The organism is Pseudomonadota bacterium (assembly GCA_026388275.1).
GTDB lineage: Bacteria > Desulfobacterota > Syntrophorhabdia > Syntrophorhabdales > Syntrophorhabdaceae > JAPLKB01.
On record JAPLKB010000015.1, the window covers coordinates 13,374 to 32,193 of the forward strand.

Annotated in this window: 16 protein-coding genes and 1 riboswitch; of the genes, 12 read left to right on the forward strand and 4 right to left on the reverse strand. The window is 43.8% G+C overall.

What is annotated here, in order from left to right:
* The first annotated feature begins 160 nt into the window (after nt 1-160).
* On the forward strand, nt 161-1,309 hold the full coding sequence (locus NT010_03760) for a hypothetical protein (GenBank protein ID MCX5805174.1): 1,149 nt from the start codon (nt 161-163) through the stop codon (nt 1,307-1,309).
* A gap of 23 nt (nt 1,310-1,332) precedes the next feature.
* Here NT010_03760 and bioB read toward each other — a convergent pair whose 3' ends face one another.
* Nucleotides 1,333-2,310, reverse strand: coding sequence for a biotin synthase BioB (bioB, locus tag NT010_03765; GenBank protein ID MCX5805175.1), 978 nt, complete (start codon nt 2,308-2,310; stop codon nt 1,333-1,335).
* 299 nt (nt 2,311-2,609) lie between these two features.
* Between bioB and NT010_03770 the strand changes: the two genes are divergently transcribed.
* Together NT010_03770 and NT010_03775 are read left to right on the forward strand one after the other, a co-directional pair.
* Nucleotides 2,610-3,056 (forward strand): helix-turn-helix domain-containing protein, encoded by a 447-nt coding sequence (locus tag NT010_03770; GenBank protein MCX5805176.1) that lies wholly within the window; start codon nt 2,610-2,612, stop codon nt 3,054-3,056.
* Nucleotides 3,053-4,522, forward strand: coding sequence for an AAA family ATPase (locus NT010_03775; protein ID MCX5805177.1), 1,470 nt, complete (start codon nt 3,053-3,055; stop codon nt 4,520-4,522). The genes NT010_03770 and NT010_03775 overlap by 4 nt, the downstream gene beginning before the upstream one ends.
* Nucleotides 4,523-4,544: 22 nt before the next feature.
* On the opposite strand, the gene NT010_03780 is transcribed toward NT010_03775, so the two are convergent.
* Nucleotides 4,545-5,450, reverse strand: a complete 906-nt coding sequence (locus NT010_03780; protein ID MCX5805178.1) for a tetratricopeptide repeat protein — start codon at nt 5,448-5,450, stop codon at nt 4,545-4,547.
* 467 nt (nt 5,451-5,917) lie between these two features.
* Between NT010_03780 and NT010_03785 the strand changes: the two genes are divergently transcribed.
* On the forward strand, nt 5,918-7,144 hold the full coding sequence (locus NT010_03785) for a Tm-1-like ATP-binding domain-containing protein (protein ID MCX5805179.1): 1,227 nt from the start codon (nt 5,918-5,920) through the stop codon (nt 7,142-7,144).
* Nucleotides 7,145-7,258: 114 nt separating this feature from the next.
* Here NT010_03785 and NT010_03790 read toward each other — a convergent pair whose 3' ends face one another.
* Nucleotides 7,259-7,966 carry a hypothetical protein gene (locus tag NT010_03790; protein ID MCX5805180.1) on the reverse strand — a complete coding sequence of 236 codons (708 nt, stop codon included), beginning with the start codon at nt 7,964-7,966 and terminating at the stop codon, nt 7,259-7,261.
* 37 nt (nt 7,967-8,003) lie between these two features.
* Nucleotides 8,004-8,108: riboswitch (cyclic di-GMP riboswitch) on the reverse strand.
* Between the two features lie 340 nt (nt 8,109-8,448).
* Complete coding sequence (locus tag NT010_03795) at nt 8,449-10,293, reverse strand: PEP-utilizing enzyme (GenBank protein MCX5805181.1); 1,845 nt, start codon at nt 10,291-10,293, stop codon at nt 8,449-8,451.
* A 361-nt stretch (nt 10,294-10,654) separates the two neighbouring features.
* On the opposite strand from NT010_03795, the gene NT010_03800 reads away from it, so the two are divergent.
* From NT010_03800 to dctP, 8 genes are all read left to right on the forward strand, one after another.
* Entirely contained in the window at nt 10,655-11,350 is a 696-nt protein-coding gene (locus tag NT010_03800) for a GntR family transcriptional regulator (protein ID MCX5805182.1), read from the forward strand.
* A 16-nt stretch (nt 11,351-11,366) separates the two neighbouring features.
* Nucleotides 11,367-11,918, forward strand: coding sequence for a 2-oxoacid:acceptor oxidoreductase family protein (locus NT010_03805; GenBank protein ID MCX5805183.1), 552 nt, complete (start codon nt 11,367-11,369; stop codon nt 11,916-11,918).
* Nucleotides 11,919-13,706, forward strand: coding sequence for an FAD-dependent oxidoreductase (locus NT010_03810; protein MCX5805184.1), 1,788 nt, complete (start codon nt 11,919-11,921; stop codon nt 13,704-13,706). It abuts the gene before it with no gap.
* Nucleotides 13,703-14,854 carry a pyruvate ferredoxin oxidoreductase gene (porA, locus tag NT010_03815; protein ID MCX5805185.1) on the forward strand — a complete coding sequence of 384 codons (1,152 nt, stop codon included), beginning with the start codon at nt 13,703-13,705 and terminating at the stop codon, nt 14,852-14,854. The genes NT010_03810 and porA overlap by 4 nt, the downstream gene beginning before the upstream one ends.
* A 2-nt stretch (nt 14,855-14,856) precedes the next feature.
* Nucleotides 14,857-15,732 carry a thiamine pyrophosphate-dependent enzyme gene (locus NT010_03820; GenBank protein MCX5805186.1) on the forward strand — a complete coding sequence of 292 codons (876 nt, stop codon included), beginning with the start codon at nt 14,857-14,859 and terminating at the stop codon, nt 15,730-15,732.
* A gap of 44 nt (nt 15,733-15,776) precedes the next feature.
* Nucleotides 15,777-16,271: a TRAP transporter small permease gene (locus tag NT010_03825; protein MCX5805187.1), complete on the forward strand. Its 495-nt coding sequence runs from the start codon at nt 15,777-15,779 to the stop codon at nt 16,269-16,271.
* A 3-nt stretch (nt 16,272-16,274) separates the two neighbouring features.
* Nucleotides 16,275-17,597 carry a TRAP transporter large permease subunit gene (locus tag NT010_03830; GenBank protein MCX5805188.1) on the forward strand — a complete coding sequence of 441 codons (1,323 nt, stop codon included), beginning with the start codon at nt 16,275-16,277 and terminating at the stop codon, nt 17,595-17,597.
* 223 nt (nt 17,598-17,820) lie between these two features.
* Nucleotides 17,821-18,819, forward strand: coding sequence for a TRAP transporter substrate-binding protein DctP (gene dctP / locus NT010_03835; GenBank protein ID MCX5805189.1), 999 nt, complete (start codon nt 17,821-17,823; stop codon nt 18,817-18,819).
* Nucleotide 18,820 lies beyond the last annotated feature (1 nt).

Below are 18,820 nucleotides of genomic sequence, written 5' to 3' on the forward strand. Positions count from 1 at the left end.
AATAATATTAGTTTTTTCGCTTCTTATACATTTGTCCGGTTACTACATTCTTTTATACAGAATTGAGCCCTTCCAATATTTTTCTTACATAATATTATGGTGGTCTTACATAATATTCATGGATGTTTCTTATTCATTTAAAAAAAATAAGTATCTTGTTTTGAACAAAGGCCTTCCTTTTTTAATTATTATTTCCTGTGGTTTCTGGTGTATCTTCGAAGTTATCAATGTCAGAATTCAAAATTGGTTCTATATAAATCTCCCATCGGAGATATATCAACGGTATACAGGTTATCTTCTTGCATATGGGACCGTCATTCCCTCGATATATGTAACGAAAGAACTAATTTTCAGCCTTATCGGTAAAATGAACTACCACGCGGCAAGCCTTGGGTTATCAAAGGCAAAGCAAGAGCATGAAATGAATAACCCCGAAACAGGTTGCGGAGCAAATCATTTCGAAGCAAGCCCTGGGGTATTTGTCCGCAGGGCACTAAAGACAAAACCCATCTGCATAAGGAGCTACCCGGTTTATTCAATCCTGCTCGGTTTAATAACAATTTTGTTAACATGCCTGTACCCTATTTATTGTTTTCCTCTTGTATGGGTGTTTCTTGCGCTTACACTCGACGGTTATAACTATTTAAAAGGTTATGCTTCATTTATGAAGGATTTTAAAAGGGGACTTATAAGTAATACTATTGCCACAATACTCTCAGGACTTTTATGCGGCATTTTGTGGGAAACATGGAATTTCTGGTCTGTCTCAAAATGGGTTTATACAGTACCTTTTTTTGAAGATCTGAAGCTCTTTGAAATGCCTGTTCCCGGTTATATCGGATTTTTAGTTTTTAGTTTTGAAGTTGTCGCATTCTTAAATTTTTTGGAGGGGATAAAATTGCGACAACGAAACAATATCCTGATTGCGCTATCCTGTCTTATATTTTCAGTTTTTTCATTTGTTATGATAGACAAACATACGGTCTTCTCTTACGCAACAAAAGTTGAAAAGCTCACCTTTATCGAAAAAGAAAAGCTCACCTATTTTATTGCAAAAGGAGTTAAAACAAGCTACGGGATTGACCAAAGCCTTCTCGATAAGAGCGAGAGGGACAGCATAAATCTTCTTCACCTGAAAGGCATGGGAATGGCAAATTTTTTAAGACTGCAGCAACATGGAATAAACAACATAAATGCCCTTTCAATGCTCGACGACAGGGCACTTTCCAATATACTCCATGAAGGAAACCTCAGGAGAATGCGGGTGTATATTAAGGCGGCAAAAAAAGCAGCAGGCGGCAGGAATTAGACTTTCATTATCTTTGACAATATTTAATATACCGGGGAATATCCGAGGTCCCGTATCATCTCCATATCAAGGGCTGCATCCCTGCCCAGCGTTGTCAGGTAATTACCTGTCATGAGAGAATTGCAGCCGGCAACAATGCCAAGAGGTAAAAGCTGACGTAAATTTTTTTCTTTCCCTCCGCACAGTTTAATGTCCTTGTCCGGTAGTATAAATCTGTAAAGAGCGACTGTGATAAGAATTTCTATCGGTGGAAGAAGAGGGATATCCGCGAGAGGCGTGCCCGGGATAGGGTTTAAAATATTTATAGGTACGGAATCAACATCCATCTCTTTTAATGTAAGGGCAAGCTCAATTCTCTGCTCCATCGTCTCTCCCAGACCGATTATCCCTCCGCAGCACGTAGAGAGTCCTGCTCTTTTTGCATTCATTATTGTTTCTATATCCTCTTCGTAATCATGGGTAGTACAAATGTTATTAAAATTGCTCCTTGCCGTCTCAAGGTTGTGGTGATACCGGCAGAGACCTGCCTCTCTGAGTCTTTGTGCCCTTTTCAGATCAAGCATACCAAGGGAACCGCAGGGTTTGATGCCTATTTTCTCAATTGCTTTTACAGCATACTCAATTTTGTCCCATTCTTCCTGGGTTGCAATCTCCGTCCCACTTGTTACAATTCCGAAAAAATGGGCGCCGTATTCCTTTGCCTGTCTTGCTTTTTCGATCATCTCTTCTTTTGATATTAGTGGATATACTTCGGCATTTGTATGATGGTGTGCGGACTGTGCACAGAATCTGCAGTTTTCCGGACACAATCCTGACTTTGCATTTACGATACAGCAAAAGGAAACCTCTTTCCCTTTAAAATGATCCTTTATGTCTGAGGCATATCCCATAAGCATGAAAGGTTTTTTTCTGCCAATATCATAAAGTTTCAACGCACTGTTGAGGTCAATACCTCTCATTGCAATAGATTTTTCCTGTATTTGTTTAAACTTTGAATCCATTATAATCCTCCGTATAAAAATCTTCACTTATTACAAACAGAACGGGCATGAGTTGTCAACTACATTATTAAATCCAGTTGACACCGCTGTCAGTATTCTAATTTTAATTATTTTCTTTGCAGAACTCTACAGTCATCGGTAAAAACGGAATTTAAAAGATATTGAATTTAATATGTATATCCCGCTTGCCAATCCCCTTCTGAAAGTGATCGATGTCATTGCAATATGGATGTGTTTGTATTATCATTATATTATGTGGGAAGAAAAAATAAAGAGCACAGACAGGAAGGGGAAGGAATATGGAAAAAATAAGCATTGTTAAAAGGCGAAAAGCCGATGACAGCAACACAGAAAAGAATGCTGCAAATTCTTTTCGGAAAGTTATTGAACAAAAACCGGTTGAGAATAATGCCGGTACGGTAAATGCTTATGAGTTACACGATTATCCTTTGAAAAACAAAAGTGATTCACAGGACATCAACATTTCTGGAAACAATCCGTACGAAATTGAAATTAAGAAAATGGAGTCTGAAGACGGAAAGATTGTATTGAACCTGAACTTTGCATCTATGCAACCACAGAGAATGCTTACCTCTGCAGATGTTTGCATGATGCTAAAGATCAGCAAATATTTACTACAAAGACTAGTAAAAGAAAAAGAAATAGGATGCTATAAGGTTGGCAAATTAAAACGTTTTTTGCTTGACGATATACTAACCTACATACAAAGGAGTAAAGTGCTATGAATAACTCAGCCACCACCATAAATTCAGACAATACGTTGCCGGGGGCTGACTCGTCAGTCCAAAAAGTGCCCGAATATTGTCGGTACTGGGGTCTACATAAACCTGCCTTCGACAATGTTCCGGATCCTTCTATGTATGTTGATGCACATGAATCTGTGGAAAATGCCATTGCGGAAACAGTATTTGCTATAGATGAGGGAAATGAATGCATTGCTGTCATTGTTGGGGATATTGGTCTGGGGAAGACTCTGTCGCTTCGCATGATTCTTGATTCTCTCAATCAGGAGAAATATCGTATTGCCTTTATTACCAACCCGGATATGTCCTTTGTCCAGTTGCTGAAAGAAATTATCGGTCAACTGACGGGTGCGCAATGTGAGATAAGGGGAAGAGTCGAATTGCTGGAAATATTCAACAGGATTCTCTTTAAAACACATGACGAGCATAAAAAAGTGCTTATTTTTATTGATGAAGCAAATGCTCTTACCCCGACAAACCTCGAAAGCCTGAGGCTCCTTACAAACATGCAGGACGATACAAAGAACCTATTTACCATTGTTCTTGCCGGACAAATGGAGCTAGCAAAGAGATTGGAACATCCCAGACGTGCAAACCTTTATCAAAGAATCGGGACTTACAATAGAATAGAAAAAATTCCTAATATAGAACTCCTCCGCCATTATGTAGAGGCACGTCTTAAACTGGCAGGTGCATCGCGTGCTATTTTTTCTGAAAATGCATTTGAAATGCTCTGGGAATATTCTGAGCATGGTGTTCCGCGTTTAATTAACAAAATCTGCAAGCTTTCATTGAAGGCCGGAGAAACTAATGGACTAACAGAAATTACCGATAAAATTGTTGAGCAGATAGGGCAACGTTTTCAAAAGCTAACCGGCCCAATTCTACAGAAGAGAAAACCGCGAAAAAGGTCTTCTCAAACAGAGGAAAAATACCAGGATGATATTACAGATACCCCAACGGAAATTGTCTCTTTTTCACCTGAAGAAACAAAGATCTTTGAAGACCTCCCAACTGAAAATGATTATGATATTGAAGAAGAAATAGAAGAAATGAACTACCCCGCGGCAAGCCAAGGGGTAACAGAGGCAGCAGATAGATCGGAAGAAGCAGGTGCAATAAAAGAGACATCAGACGATATGCTTTCCGATAACCAGAAAGCGGGGGGAATCTTACCAACAGAAGAAGATGCCGGTAAGTTCTCTGATCTGACTGAAGAAATATGTATAAAAGATATTCGCTTTAAGGCTTTTATCCCACACAATTTATTTGAAGAAGCTCAGATTAAAACACAAGCAGAACGAGACAAAATGGCAGGCGTTCTGGCAGCCAAAACCATGGAAGACCACAAAGACCACTTTTCAACAAGCACTGTTGATCCTGTTTTTCTATGGTGTGAACTCAAAGACTATTTTTTGCAGAGGCTTATCCATGCAAAGGAGGCGTAGGAGGCTTTCCCTTCCTTACCCACTATCCTTCTATGCCCTCGAGCTCCTGGAGGAGCCTCTGCGCTTTTTTGTTTTCAGGATTTATTGACAAAACAAAAAGGAGTCTGTCTCGCACGCTCTTCCAGTTAGCTTCATCGGGATTTTTTTTGTAATGGAGATATTCGATTTGAGCAAGATTAACATGTACTTTTTCCTGTAGCAAGTCAAAGGAAAGTGATTTTTTATATGCCTTGACAGCCTCTTCGTAATTACCCATCTCATCGTAAATTAATGCAAGATTACTCCATGCTTCCCACAGGTCGGGGTTTGTTTCAAGGAGTTTCCTGAAAGATTTAACAGCCAGTGCATGATTCCCATGCTGGAGATAGATAGTCCCTATATTGAAAAGGGCTTTTGCATGGTTGGGTTCAATTTCAATAACATTATCATATTCCTCAAGGGCCTCGTCAAACATATCATGCCGGTCGTATAAAACGGCAAGACAAAAGTGGGGCGAGGTTACGCCTGGGTCAATCTCTATGGCTTTTTGATATAGCTCTATGGCTTGGTTATAATCTCCCTGTAATTCCAAAATAAAAGCAATATTTGTATGGGCCTCAACATCGCGGGGATTTAGTTGGATAGCATTTTCATACATTCGTTTTGCGCTTCCAAAACGCTCCATCTTTTCATATACATATCCCAAATTGTTGTAGACGGCAGGACTATTCGGCTCCAATTGAACAGCCTTACTGAAATACTTCAAGGCTGTTTTATAGTCTTCTTTCTTAATATAGAGAGAACCCAGATTAATATAGGCATCAACATATGTATCATCTAACTGGATAGTTTTTTTGTAAGCCTCAATCGCTTCTTCAGAAATCGAATCGATTTCATCAAGAAGGCACCCTTTCAAAAACCATTTCTGTGCATCCTTTTTTTTATCCAATATGTCACCGAAGGTTATTTTGGCTGCTAATAACAAGCACATGGTATCAAGCAGGCCGTTTCTTGTCAAGTGGAAATATTGATGCTTTACCAGATAAATACAGGTAATTATTAATAATTACCTGTTGTTGTATTGTGCATGTTTTAATACGCATATTCCATTTATAGCGATATTCGGCTTGAAGTAATACAGTGGATGGCAGGATCATGGACTGGCGCATTGGCATCGTCATTGCAGTGGCGGCCAACAAAGCCAACAAAATTTTTTTACCTGAACCAAAAAAGTGATTGGCGTTCTCAACTTTCTCGTGAGGCTCATCTAAAAAAACTTTTATGATTACTGATTTTCTGGTAAAACTACAATATAAATAGCTATCACAATATTGTCAAAAGTTGAATGGAAAACAGGTACAATAATTGAATAAAGGCAAACTTGAACAAAAAAATAAGGGGGCAAAAGGAGGGGAAATGAAAACGATATGTTTAATTGGAGCCTTTGACACCAAAGGTGCGGAATATGCCTTTGTTCGTGAGCAAATCCTTGCAAGAGGGCATAAAGTACTTACAGTTAACACTGGAATAATGGGATCAACCGACCTCTTCCCCGTGGACGTACAGGCCTACGATGTCGCACAGGCCAGCGGCGGCAGCCTTGAACAACTTCGAGAGAGGAAAGACCGCGGTGAGGCAATGAAGGTTATGTGTGAGGGCATACCGGTAATCGTTAAGTCGCTATACGATGACAATATGATTGACGGCATCATCGGTATGGGTGGCACCGGAGGAACAGCGGTCGTTACTTCTGCAATGCGCGTCCTTCCAGTTGGCATGCCAAAAGTCTGTGTCTCGACCACAGCATCAGGCGATGTTGGAACTTATGTGGGGACCAAGGATATCACGATGATCCCTTCCATCGTAGACGTGGCCGGTATTAATCGCATTTCACGCATTATTTTCGCGCGCGCAGCCGGTGCGGTCTGCGGCATGGTTGAAACTGATATCTCCGAAAGCTCAGTAGACAAACCGGTCATAGCAGCATCAATGTTCGGCAACACAACTCCCTGTGTCAACGCCTGCATGGAGAGTCTCTCGACTGAGGGTTATGAGATTCTTGTTTTCCACGCAACCGGAACCGGCGGGAAGACGATGGAAAGCCTCATAAGGGAAGGTTTAGTTGACGCTGTTCTGGATATTACAACCACTGAATGGGCAGACACTGTTTGCGGCGGGGTATTCGATGCAGGTCCCGAACGACTTGATGCAGCCGGACAAACGGGAATACCTCACCTCATCGTACCGGGATGCGTGGACATGGCCAATTTCGGTGGAATGGATACGGTACCTGAAAAATATAAGAAAGGGAACCGTACGTTCTACGAATGGACTCCATCGGTTACCCTGATGCGTACCAACAAAGAAGAAAATGAGAAAATGGGAAAAGTATTCGCGAAAAAAGCAAACGCCGCTAAGGGCCCGGTTGCATTTCTCATCCCTCTCAAAGGGGTATCCATGCTCGACAGCGACAATCAGCCGTTCTGCGACCGCGAAGCTGATAAGGCAATGTTCGATGCCATCAAGGCAAACATCATGGAAGGTATTGAGTTAGTCGAAATGGACAACAATATCAATGATCCGGAGTTCGCGGCCAAGGCAGTTGATATGATGCTGGCACTTATCAGACAAGCCAGGGGCTGAACCGGAAAACCCGCTGATCGGGACAGGATATCCCATACACATACTGTCAAGTAAATTTAAATCGTAGTTCATTATGAAAAAGGCAGGGGAATAAACCCTGCCTTTTAGAATAAATTAACCGCGGCGCCCCATACGTTTCCTGAGTAAAGCAATGCCTGCAAGACCAGGTCCAAATAAGAGAATTGCACCCGGGATCGGGACAGATGTGGTAGCGACTTGCCAAATGGTAAATGGATCATTATTCGGGTCAGTAATCGTAAAATAAAAATTTGCCGTGTCTCCTGGACTTACATGGGCTGGCCAGTCTGTTGAGGAGAAGAACATAAGTTCTCTGTTGTTGTTGTAAGGATAAGGATAGCCTAAATCCCTAAAACCACCGTCTACGAACGGGTTGCTGTGGGTATTCCCAGTACTATCATTATAGGTTGCTCCTTCCGTCATAAGAAGGAAATGGTAATCGGACCAAGTGTACGGTGTTGTATTTGTTACCACAAATTGCAGATTTAAGCCTCCCCCCGTGACATTACTAATCTCTTTTTCAAAAAACCCGCCTTGAGGATTAACAATGGCATATCCATCATGGGATGGGTAAGGGATAATTCTGACCTCATTGTAATCTTCATGAACCGTCAAGATGTATTTTCCCGTGTTAATATCGTACCAGTACTGTTGAGACACTATAGAGTTCAGGTCTGAGGTGTTCAAATCCGTAATTGTAGGTGGAGGTTGAGTACGCACCGCTTCTGCTGGAGTCACGCCCCACACACACGTCAGTGAAAATAAACAAACTAACGCGATAAAGAAATATTTTGATCTTTTCATGTTGCTTATACCCCCTTAGCATTTAAATTATATTTAATCCGGCAACCGAGGCTGTCTGACTTACGCATATCAAAGCTGTAAATTGTCTAAGACCCTCAAGGTTTTCCGTCCCGCCATTTCTGACGGTTTGGTTTTATCAGGTTGAATATTCAATCTATCTATTTATTCTGTTTAACTTAATATAACAATCAAACAGTTTTTTCTATAGGACATTTACTACACTTCATGTAGGATATTTACTACACTTCATGTAGGATATAATCGATTATTGTTCAGGTAAAATGTGATTATCATAGATCAATCACAGCAACAGATAGGAAGACAGTTCAACACTGTTGCTTATCTATTGAAAAATTGGGGTTTATTCATAAGTTGCAGGAAAAGCAGCAACGAAGATAAAAAAAAGCGGCTGCACGCGTATTGCTTTGAATCGCCTGCAGCCGCCTCTGCAAAAAAGAGGGTTATGACAATCTATCCGTGAGTTATTTAGCCCTTTCGAGTATTGTTACCAAACCTGTATCACCATCCAATTTTACCAGGTCGCCAGTTTTTATAACCTGCGTGCCTTTCCCGGTGCCGACAACTGTCGGTACGTTATATTCTCTGGCAATGATTGCAGCGTGACACATAGGGCCACCCACATCCGTTATTGTACCGGCAATTGTTGAAAATGAGGGCGTCCAGCTCGGGGAAAGACTCTTTGCTACAAGGATTTCACCGACCTGTACATTTGCAAGATCTTCGGGATTAGTTACAACCCTTGCTTTTCCCTGAACAACACCGGAACAGCCAGGATTGCCCTTTAATGTGTTTGAGTCTCCGCCTTCTCCTCCTTCATCGGATGCCAGCCAACCTGTCAACGTATCACTTGTAATACCCCAACTTACGATCGTGAAAGGTTCTGTAACAACATCCGGAGGCGTGCCAATCGCCGGCGGGGGCGACCATTCTGAAAGTTTCTTCCATACATCTTTTCTCCAGGCAATCTCTTTCGGCCAATAAGATGGTCCTCTTGATTTTACACCTGTTGTCCATCCTGTAACCATATCCCATATAGCAGCTTTGATTTCATCACGTTTTAAGAACCATACATCTTCAGTATCTTCAAAGAAACCTGCATTTTTAAGCACCTGGCCTACCTGGCGGACCTTCTTCCAGAAGATTGTGTGGAACCACTGCTCAACATAAAAGTTGTGGTCTTCTGCATATGGGAGCACTAAACGGGCCAGAGCGAGGCCCTGATCAAAGGCCTCTCTATCAACGTCAGTCTTGATAAGCGCTCTGTATTCCTCGGTAATTCTATCTCTTTCCGCAAGCGTTGCTTCTCTATTCCTGCCAAGTGTCTTGCCTTCCTTCAGAGCCATTATATTGGCTTTAATGGACGCAAATGGTATGTCGAGGCTATCGTTCCAGTTTTGATCCGTGTGAAACCAACCGGTGCCGGTAGACATATGGAACCAGGGATATCTTGCTACTTCAAGTTCCTTAAGCCATTCTTTTCCTGCAGCATTTTTGTCCAGTTCCTTCATAAGCACTTCAGCTTTTAAGGGTTTTGCAAACTCTTCTTCAAGACCGAGCTTAATTGCAAGCTTGGACAGCCTGGCAAGCTCTTCCTCAGGTCTGAACAGAACAGGGTCAAATCCGGCAGACATCTTGGTTAATGTCGGTATTGGAACACCGGGGAAAATCTGATCTGCTGTCTGAAAGAAAGTTACCTGTGCAGCATAGGCAAGATTCAGCATCTCGAAATGGTACTGCCAGCATAGAAGACCAAGATCAATAAGTTCATCCCATGCTTTCAGGAACTTATAGCCGCTTCCCACTCCAAGACCTTCCTTGATAACGCTGATATCTTCCATCTCAGGCAAATCCGTAAAATTCATTGCCTCGAGTTTCTCGATAACGCCGACTACTTTCTTCTTCCACTTCTCATATAAACTATCCCAGTTCTGGAAATAGTAACCGGCACGTTCCATGAAATGCGGCACTCTCTTTGGTATTTCTTCAGGATCAGAAACAGCTACAGGACTGATATATACGTAGCCGTTCACAACCCTGTGGTCAATGCCCATTGAGGGCGGAACAAGCCAGTGACGGGTATTGTACTGCGAAAGTGTCATGGACCATGCTTCATCCCATATAAGGTCAAAGGGATAGTGGGGGACTGTGTAGTGTAATCCGTCATAAAACCAGATCTGGCTGCTTTCAAAGGCAGCCCTTTCCGGATCATCTTTGGAAAACAGATATTGATAAGGATACATCTTCTCCCAGCCTTCTGTACCTGGGATTGTCGGAACATCATGTGGATCCATAAATGTTTTTGCCATGAGCTTCTCCTCTCTATTTGTTTTAACTATTTATGTCAATCCTAGCTGTTGTTCTATTATGCCCATCCTGCACTCCATTATGCATTCCATCTCGTGGTATAGAGTTTCATTATTTGGAACATAGCTTTATTTATAGAAGCAAATATCGAGCCAAATATAAATTGGCTGTATAATCAATATGTTATAAAGCTCAAAAGCTCAGTATCTGTCATATACGACAGATTGTAATTGAGGTATATCTCAGTTCACAAAATAACTGTCACATGTGACATAATGAAGTAAATTTCTCTGCTACTATTGCGAAGAAATTGAATGAAAAAACATTGACAAATAATTTTATACCGGGGTACAGTATCCCAATATGGAGAAATTAGTAATAAATAAAGACATAACAATACGGAGGAAAGTCTATAATCATATCCGTGAGATGATTTTAAGCGGCGCGATAGCCCCCAATGAACGGCTTATAGAGGCTAAGATTGCAGATAAGATCGGAACATCGAGGACCCCTGTAAGGGAGGCACTTCACAGTCTTGAACTTGAGAAACTCATTACATCAATGCCGAGCGTGGGTTACGCGGTTAAGCCCTTAAGCGAGGAGGATGTATCACAGATATGCGATATTCGTGCATTATTGGAAGGCCTGGCTGCACACTGGGCAATCCAAAAAGCACATGAAAAATTGATAAAGGAGTTGGCAAAAAATATTGCAGCCGCTGAAATTGAGGTTGAAAAAGGAAACATAAAGACCTTCATTGAATTGGACGGTCAGTTTCACGAGATTATTTCGAAACATAGCGGCAGTGAGCGTTTGCTCGAGTTGACACAGACTCTGAGGCGGCATATGTTGAGATACAGGGTACAGAGCATATTTTTGAAAGACGTTGTTTTGCGCGCCATAGACGGCCACAAGGGGATCCTTGAGGCGATTGAAACAGGAGACATAAAAAAGGTAAATGAGGCGATAGCTTACCACCTTGAACAATCAAAAAAAGATACACTGCGCTATGCCTTTGATAAAGACAATACAGACAAAACCCATACTATAACATCGTAAGAGAGGCAGGCAGACAATGGTTGAAATCAAATTCTACGGCAGGGGAGGACAGGGAGCAGTCATCGCGTCCCAGATACTGGCAAAGGTATTTTTCAGCATGGGGATGTACCCGCAGTGTTTTTCCCTTTTTGGCGGTGAGAGACGTGGTGCGCCTGTTGCGAGCTTCTTGAGGGTTGACGATAAAAAAATACTCTTAAAGTGCGAAATTACCAGACCGGACGAGGTAATTTTTATGGCCCCTGACCTTGTTGATGAAAAAGAGATTGATGCCATATTAAAGCCCAGGGGACTCATCCTCATCAACAATGCACTTACTACAAATGATTTTAAGGCGTTACGGAAGTTCCGCCTTGCCCTTGTGGATGCCCTCTCGATTTCCGAAGATCTGGGGTTAGGCGCTATGATCAACACGGCAATGCTCGGCGCATATGCTAAGGCAAGCGGCGCCGTACCCATGGAATATCTCGAAAAGGCTATTAAAGATACTGTTCCTGCCAGGATTGAAGAGAATATTGCTGCCGCCCGGAGGGCATATGAGCTGACCCGGCTTTTTACGGAGGTGCAATAGATGGATAAACGTGTAATAACAATTAAGGATATAGAAGCTGTCTCCCTTTTTTCAAGAGGCTCAACGGAAATATTTAAGACCGGACAGTGGAGTTCTAAAAAACCTTTTTATGTTGAGAAAATATCTCCATGCAGGGAGGCCTGTCCTGCAGGCAACGATATTGCCGGTTTTATGTCCCTTGCTGCAGAGAAGGATTTTGATCATGCGCTGGAAGTGCTTCTTCAGGAGAATCCCCTTCCCGGTGTGTGCGGCAGAGTCTGTTACCACCCCTGTCAGCTTAAATGCAACAGGGGCCAATACGATGAAGCCCTTGAAATAAGAAGTCTGGAACGCATCATCGCAGAGTCCGGCAATGCTGAGCCGAAGATGTCTAACGCTGTTGCCCATGATCCCAAAAACATTGCCGTTATCGGTTCCGGTCCGGCCGGTCTGTCGGCAGCATATTTTCTGGCGCGTTTCGGTCACAGGGTAAAAATATTCGAGAAGTATGATGAGCCCGGCGGAGTCCTGAGATATGGGATTCCCGACTACCGCCTGCCCAAGGATATGCTGAAAAAAGAGGTAAACCGGATTGTTTCTCTGGGGATAGACATAGAGACGACTGTAAATATTGACAGGAAAATGCTCGACAACATCAAATCCGCCTATGATTTTCTCTTCCTTTCCATCGGAGCATGGATTCCGAGGATCGCGGGCACTCCAGGCGAGAATGCACAGGATGTATTGCATGGACTCGATTTTCTCTCAGATAACACTAAGGGCAGCAGGTATAAACAAAAAAAGCATGTCGTAGTTATAGGCGGCGGCGATGTTGCCGTAGATGTTGCAAGAGTTGCTCTCCGTATATGCGCGCCTGGAGTTAAAATTACCATGGTTGCTCCTGAAGCTCCCGATGATTTCCCGGCTATCCCGGAAGGGATTAAGGAAGGTCATGAGGAAGGAATTAAAATGATCGGTGGGTATAAACCGGCAGAGTTTATCGTAACCGACAGGGGACTCACGCATATCCGCTTAAGCAAAACAAAAGTCCGGAAAGACCCACAGACCGATATTTACATAATGATGCCTGCAAAGGGCAAAGACCTGATGCTTGAGACTGATCTTGCAATCGTGGCAATCGGACAGATACCCGATATTAATCTTTTTTCGGCAGATATCCTCGACGGGGATTCCGGCAAGGTTTTTGTGAACGAATTCGGTATGACGCGAATCGGGAGCATTTATGCGGGAGGCGATCTGATCAAACAGAGACCTGCCGTTGTTGATGCCATTGCCTCCGGGAAAAAGGCAGCCCTTGCAATGCATTTGCAGGCATCAGGCGGCAATAAAGAAGATATAATCCAGATGCTGCGGCTTGGTGCCGGTACTTCATTATCTTTTCAGGGATATATGGATTCTGTTGAGCAAAAGATAGGGGATGAAGGGCTCAAACCGCTTGAGCCGCTTGAACAACTCAAAAGTGTTGTGCAGTTCTCGGAACTCAATACGCTGCTCTACAAAAAAACCCCACCCCACTACGGAGAGAAGATCCTTCCGAAATTGAGAATACAGGGTTTTGAGGAAGTCAATAAGGGATTGGACATATCAAGTGCGGTTGAAGAAGCAAAAAGGTGCTTTTATTGCGGGAAATGTACCCGATGTGATCTTTGTTTTCTCCTGTGTCCGGACATTTCCATAATAAAAACAGGAAATAACGGGTATAGTATTAAAACTGATTATTGTAAGGGCTGCGGCATCTGTGCCTCTACCTGCCCGAGACATGTAATTGAGATGGGGGTCGGCCAATGAAAGAGCTGTTAACAGGCAATTATGCAGTAGCAGAAGCGGTTCGTCTCGCACGGGTACAATTGGTAGCAGCCTACCCTATTACCCCCCAGACCCCTATTTATGAGAAACTCTCTGAAATGGAAATGGAAGGAAAACTCAAGGGGATTATGATGAGGATGGAGTCGGAGCACTCGGCAATGGCGGCTGTAGTGGCAGCTTCCCTTACCGGTGTGCGCACTTTCACAGCCACGGCCTCGCAGGGCATTGCCCTCATGCATGAAATGCTCCACTTTGCCTCAGGGAACAGGGTTCCTGTGGTAATGTGCAATGTAAACCGTGTAATTGCCATTCCATGGGCATTCGGAAGCGATCAATCCGACAGTCTCTCCCAGAGAGACACGGGGTGGCTGCAGTTTTACTGTGAAGACGCTCAGGAAGCCTGTGATACTGTTATACAGGCTTACAGAATTGCCGAGCAGATACTCCTTCCGATCATGGTTTGTATAGACGGTTTTTTTACTTCCCATTTTCTGGAACCTATCGAAATACCGGACCAGGCTTCAGTTGATGCATTCCTGCCGTCCTTTTCCCTGCCGACGCGGTTCGACATACATAATCCCGCATATATTGCTAACGTGATAAACGCCGACCAGTATATGCAATACCGGCAGCGGACTTTCGAAGACATGGAAAAGGCAAGACCGGTAATTAAAGAGGTGGACAGGGAATACCGGGAAATCATCGGCAGAGGTTATGATATGATAGAGACCGTTAATACGGATGACGCCGAGATCGTTCTTGTTACAAGCGGAGCCATGACGAGCACAGCCCGTATGGCCATACAGTCTCTCCGGGACAAGGGTTATAAAGCAGGGCTGCTTAAAATGAAAGCCTTCAGGCCCTTCCCGACTCAGGAGGTACAGGAGGCATTGAAAGATGTTCCCAGGGTAGCAGTGCTGGACCGCAATATCTCCATAGGGAAAGAAGGCATATGGTGTCAGGAGTTGAAGGCCGCCCTCTATCCCCTTGAGCGCCGCCCTCTTGTAACCGGTTATATTGCCGGTATCTGCGGCTCGGATGTGTCGCCGGAGATGATCGAAAACATGGTTACGGATGCCCTCAACAGAAAAGAATCCGTTGAATTGCCTGTATGGGTGCGAAGGAGTTAGGCATGGTCATTGAACAGACAGAAAAAGAATATATGCGGTCTGGCCATATGGGATGTCCGGGCTGCGGTGTGGCAAGCACCATGAGGCTTGTTTTAAAGGTGCTTGGAGAAAAAACTATTGTTGTCATTATACCCTCCTGTGCTGCCGTCATCAGCGCAGCTTACCCGAACAGTGTCATGGATGTGCCCAGTTTCCATTCGGCCTTAGAGATAGCTGCCCCGACTGCGGCAGGCATAGCTAATGCCCTGAAAATCAGGGGCGAAGAAGACACAACAGTGCTTGCATTCGCCGGCGACGGCGGGACCTTCGATATCGGGCTCCAGTCTTTATCAGCCGCTGCAGCCCGGAATGACAATTTCATTTATGTCTGTCTCGACAACGAGGCATACATGAACACAGGCATCCAGTCAAGCTCTGCAACCCCTGAGAATGCCTGGACCATGACTACCCCGGCAGGACGGCAGGGGAGAAAGAAACAGTTTATGCAGATCATCGCAGCTCACAGAATACCCTATGCTGCAACTGCTGCCATGGGTTATCCCCTGGACCTTATGGAAAAAGTGAAAAAGGCAAAAAGCATCAAGGGCACAAAGTTTATCCATACGCTTGCCCCTTGCCCTACAGGCTGGAAAATGCCTGAGGACCTCACCGCCAGATCAACGATGCTTGCTGTGGAGACAAAGCTCTTTCCCTTGTACGAGATTATAGACGGGACACAGTACCGGATCACACATGAATCTCAAGGTCTGCCGGTGGAGGAATATCTAAAAATCCAGGGACGATATCGTCAACTGAATGAGGAACAGATACGGAAGATGCAGAGAGAGGTTGATGAAAACTGGGAACAGCTTGAAGGAAAAATAAAGGTGTGTATGTAAAACACCTGTGAGTGAATGTATAAAATATTAGGGGGTTTATTTTTGTGAGGCGATTCTGGACTGCTTTTGATAAGGCGCTGGATATCATGGCAGCCCTGGCAGGGGTTATGCTTGTATTTATATGCGCTGCTGTCTGCTATACCATAGGCATGCGCTTCATCTTCAGGCAGACGACTATATGGATCACGCAGACAACCGAATATGCCCTTTTGTGGATAGTGTTCCTGGCAACGACCTGGCTGTTAAGAGAGGGCGGGCATGTCATCACCGAAATAGTATATGTTCATCTTAATAAGAAAACTCAGCAGTGTCTCGATTGCATCATGTTTATAATCGGCGGACTCGCCTGTATTATTATGGTCTATTTCAGCATTCTATACATGTATGAATGTATAGCAAACAGTGTAACGGACGTACGTGCGGTAACCGTTCCGAAATGGTCTGTTTTCTGCATTATCCCTATAGGAAGCATACTCCTTACCATACAATTTTTCAGGATGGCCTGGCAAAAATTCAGCAGCATCAGGGAAGGCGGCTAACCTATGGAATGGTGGCAAATCATATCACTTCTCTTTGGCGGCATGGTTTTGCTGCTGCTCACAGGGATACCTATCGCCTTTGCCTTTCTCATTGTCAATATGGTTGCAGCTTATTTTTTTCTTGGCGGGATACCGGGTCTTGTAGGGGTTGTCACAGGGGTTTTCACATCCATTACAACTTTTACTTTGCTTCCTGTACCCTTTTTCATTCTTATGGGTGAACTGATATTCCATACTAACCTCGGACTTGATGCGGTGAATGTGCTTGACAAATGGCTCGGCAAACTCAGGGGCAGACTCTCTATTCTCGCTATTATTATGGGAGTCATTATCGGCGCTCTTTCCGGCTCTACTATTGCTACATGTGCGCTCCTCGGGACCATCCTGCTGCCGGACATGCTGAAGCGGGGCTACAGTAAAAATATGAGCCTCGGACCGCTTATGGGGGTAGGCACCGTTGATGCCCTCATCCCTCCCAATGCGCTTACCGTAGTACTCGCAAGCCTTGCAAACATCGATGTGGGCCAGCTCCTTATTGCCGGCATCGTGCCGGGCATTATCATGTCCGGCCTTTACTTTGTTTTTGTCGTCATATGGTGTCATATCTTCCCGAACGAGGCACCCCTTTACGATGTACCCCATGTGCCTTTGAAAGAAAAGGTGCTGGCTACCGCGAAGTACCTCCTGCCATTGGGCCTTATCATCTTCATGGTTATAGGTTTCATATTTCTCGGTGTGGCAACCCCTACAGAAGCAGCCGCAACAGGGACGTTGGGGTCATTTATATTAGCCTTGGTCTACCGCCGTTTAACATGGGAAACCATGAAAAAGTCGGTCATGGGAACAGTAAAAATCACTGTTATGATATTCATGATTATTATCGTTTCCAGCACATATGGTGAGATACTGGCCTTTACCGGTGCCGCAGCAGGCATGACAAATTTCATTACAAACATTGCCGTTTCGCCGATAGTGATAATTATCGGTATGATGGTTGTGATCCTTATTATGGGCTGTTTCATGGAAACCGTTGCCATTATGATGATCACCATACCGATATATATGCCTGTCGTTAATGCCTTCGGATACAATACAATCTGGTTCGGTGTGCTCATGCTTATTGCACTGGAGACAGGCTTGATTACCCCTCCCTTCGGTGTTACCCTCTTTGTGATGAAAGGCGTGGCCCCTCCTGAAGTGACAATGGCGGATATCTGGAGGGCAGTAATTCCTTATGTAATCATAGATATATTGTGTATTGCCATCGTGCTTGCCATGCCTTCTATTGCAACCATTGTCCCGGCTCTTATGGGGATGGCAAAGTAGATGTACACGGGCAAGCCCGTAACGCACACTTCGCGGGCACGGGATACACAGATAAACTGTTTAAGCTGTTTAGAGACGATGGGTCGACGTGAGTCCCATAGAATGCAGATAAGGAGATGGCTAAAATATCGAAACAAAGATAATAGTTATAACAATTTGGATTCAAAAATAGAACGAGGTAGCAAAGGCAAATTGGTATCAATTAAAAACAAGGAGGTTTGTTATGGGAAAGAATAAATCATTTTTTCTGTTGTTTGCAGTGATGTTTATATTTCTGGCTATGGGTATTGTGAACGGAATAGTTAAAGCTGAAACGATTACACTGAAGGCGATAGCCGGATGGCCAAAAACAGCCAGTGAATATAAGGCCTTTACCATGTTTTCGGATATACTTGATCAGATGGTGGCAAAAAAGGCTCCCGGGGAGCTGAAGATACAGTTCATCGGAGGGCCGGAGGCGGTGAAATCGCCGGATCAGGTTCAGGCATTACAGCGCGGCATGGTTGATATGGTATTTACCACCACTGCCTATTATGTATCGGTCTTACCTGAAGTGGACGCATACAAACTATCTAATTTTACGCCTGCCGAAGAAAGAACAAGCGGTGCTCTGGCTTATATTAACGATCTCCATGAAAAAAAGATCGGAGTCCATATGCTTGCAAGGCTTGGTCTTGGCACAAAATTCCACCTTTATCTGAAAAAACCCATAAAGGCTGCCGATCTCAAGGGGCTTAATATTCGTGTTTCTCCTATGTATCTTCAGGCAATAAAGGGGCTTGGCGGAAACCCTGTAGTAATACCGCCTACAGAGGTATATATAGCGCTTGAAAGAAATGTTGTTGATGGTTATTGCTGGCCAGCTGTCGGGATTCGCGACTGGGGCTGGCAAAAACAGACAAAATACGTTGTAGATCCGGGATTTTACAATGTGCCGAACCCTCTTCTAATAAATCTGAAGACATGGAATAAGATCCCTAAGAAACTTCAGGATGTTTTGACAGAAGCAGCCGCAGAGGCCGAGAAAAAAGTAGTCGCTGTATTTGAAGACCTTGAAAAGAAGGAACGCCCCTTATTGTCAAAAGAAGGTATTGAAACTATTGATCTGCCCGCTGTAGAGAAGGAGAAGTTCCTGAAAACAGCCTATGATGAAGGATGGAAAGATGTTGTTGCAAAAAACCCCAAAACCGGCCCTGAGTTGAAGAAACTCTTGACTAAATAAG